The following is a 2,264-nucleotide window of genomic DNA, read 5'->3' as shown; positions in this document are numbered from 1 at the left end:
AAAACATTCCTCTATTCGAATCCTTTCGTCGTGCTGTTGATTCTGCCTTCCTATGACCTGTTCGGACTATTATGAGAAATGCTATAACATAGAGACCTCCTATACAGTTAAAATTGGAATTACATTAAGATAGAACAAGCTATGAATATAACGTGAATGAAAGAAACTACAGATCACGAAATTTCCGGATAACTATGGAACCATTATAAAATAATAAAATTAAAAATTTAATAATTTTAATTATAAATCTAGCATATCAACTAACGGTATGATTTAAATTTTCTTTCAATTCCACTGTATCTTCGCCAGTTTTGCATACAGCCCGTCTTTACTCATTAGAGAGTCATGAGTTCCTACTTCTTCTACTTTTCCATGATTAATTACTATAATCTTGTCAGTCTTGAGTGCGGTTGATAGCCTGTGTGTAATTACGATTGTTGTTCTGTTTTGCATTAACTTGCTCAATGCTTTTTGCACGAGGTTCTCACTTTTGTAATCAAGGGCAGAGGTTGCTTCATCCAGTATTAAAACCTGAGGATTGTTGAGTATGGCCCTTGCTATTACAATACGTTGTTTTTGTCCTTCAGAAAGTTTTAATCCTCTTTTTCCTACAAATGTATCAAATTTATCAGGCAGCTTATCAATAAATTCCATCGCATAAGCGCTGATGGCTGCTTGCTTCACTTCCTCATATTCGGCACCTGGTTTGCCATATAGTATATTTTCCATTATTGAGCAAGAAAATATCATGTGATCTTGTGGCACTAAGCCAAACAACGATCTGAGGTCATTTAGCGCAATTGACTTAATATTGTGCCCATCGATAGTAATGCTACCTTTGTTTGGATCATGAAAACGGAGCAGAAGCTTTAAAATGGTGCTTTTACCACTGCCAGATGGTCCAACAATTGATACTGCTTGACCTGCCTCTATAGAAAATGATACGTTATCTAATGCTGGCTTATCAGCATAAAAAAATGTTACACCATTAAACGAAATTCCCTTTTGAACACTACAAATTTTTATAGGATCATCGGGATCTGCTATAGAGCTTTTCATATTTTTAAATTCAAATAAACGCTCTACTATTCCAAGACCTCGTTGTAAATCACTGATATTATCGCTCAAATTATTTATAGCTCCTGCTGCGAGCGCTGAATAAAACACAAATGAGGAGAGTTTTCCAATAGTTATATTATTACTTAAGACTTCTTTAATACCAAAAAAGAGCAAAACAACTAGTGAACCTATCACACACGTGATAACTAGAGTTACTAGAATAGCACGCAAGAGTACTAATTTTACGTATGATTTTGATACTGAGTTTAAATACTCCTTAAAACGGGTTTTTTCATTTTCTTCGAGTACAAACGATTTGATAGTCACTATAGATCTAAAATTTTCCTCACTAAATGACGCAAGCTCACTTAATTTATCCTGGGCAAAGCGTGCATAGCTACGCACTTTTTTTCCAAGTGAGGTCATGATAATGAGTAGTATAGGTATTATTGCGGCTGCATACGCAGTTAGTTGTATATTTGTATACAATAACATAGCAACACTACCAATCAGAATCACAAAATTTCGTAATATGGTTAGTAAGCTGCTGTTTATTATTGATTGCAACACAGATGTATCAGTAACTAACGCTGAGATAACATCTTGTACGCCTGTGTTCTCAAAGAAACTTGGTTGCAAGTTAGTGATACTGCTATATAAGTCATATCTGATTCTTGCGATAACTTTCTCGCTGCCAATGCCAATGAAATATAACCGAGTAAATGCAGTGAGAGAAATGGCTAAAACTATAAGTATTGCAACTAATAGTTTGGTAGTAAAATCGTGCTCTGTGCCAGAATCAATTATATTGCTCAAACCCCTGCCAAAGAGGAGGATCGTTAAGGCTGAAAATAAAACTGCAATAAAAGCTATGATGAAATAAGATAGATTAGGCTTTATATAGTAAAATAACTTCCTAATATTAGATCGCATCGTATTTTGAAGTTTCTAAAGTTAAGTATATAGATTTTAGTTTCAGGGGAAAGGGGAAAGGTGTAGTATGAAGCAATTTAGGTTCTGCAGCTGTTGTGATTTTAGTCCACCAAGAAAGGGTAGTAGCTCGCAGAAACAAAAAACTTGCTTGACAAACTCCGCCAGCCCTCTTATCATAAAATTGAAGCTATTTATTTATCTTCTCTGTACAGATTAAATGACAAAAAAACTCACGTATCTGGCGTCTCATGTTTAATTTTTTGCACTATGTG

1 protein-coding gene is annotated in these 2,264 nt (G+C 34.8%); it reads right to left on the bottom strand.

All coding sequences use genetic code 11. From position 1 onward, the window contains the following. Positions 1-285: 285 nt before the first annotated feature. Positions 286-1,992, bottom strand: coding sequence for an ABC transporter ATP-binding protein (locus OZD66_RS04955; RefSeq protein ID WP_182366780.1), 1,707 nt, complete (start codon positions 1,990-1,992; stop codon positions 286-288). Between the last annotated feature and the right edge of the window lie 272 nt (positions 1,993-2,264).

The sequence above is a fragment of the Wolbachia endosymbiont of Drosophila baimaii genome, from assembly GCF_028982185.1.
GTDB lineage: Bacteria > Pseudomonadota > Alphaproteobacteria > Rickettsiales > Anaplasmataceae > Wolbachia > Wolbachia pipientis.
The sequence above is the reverse complement of the archived record's forward strand: the minus strand, read 5'-3'. Positions and strand labels throughout refer to the sequence as shown.

Coding starts and splice junctions, on each gene's coding strand:
- OZD66_RS04955 (WP_182366780.1), bottom strand. CDS start 1,992: ATGCGATCTAATATTAGGAAGTTATTTTACTATATAAAGCCTAATCTA.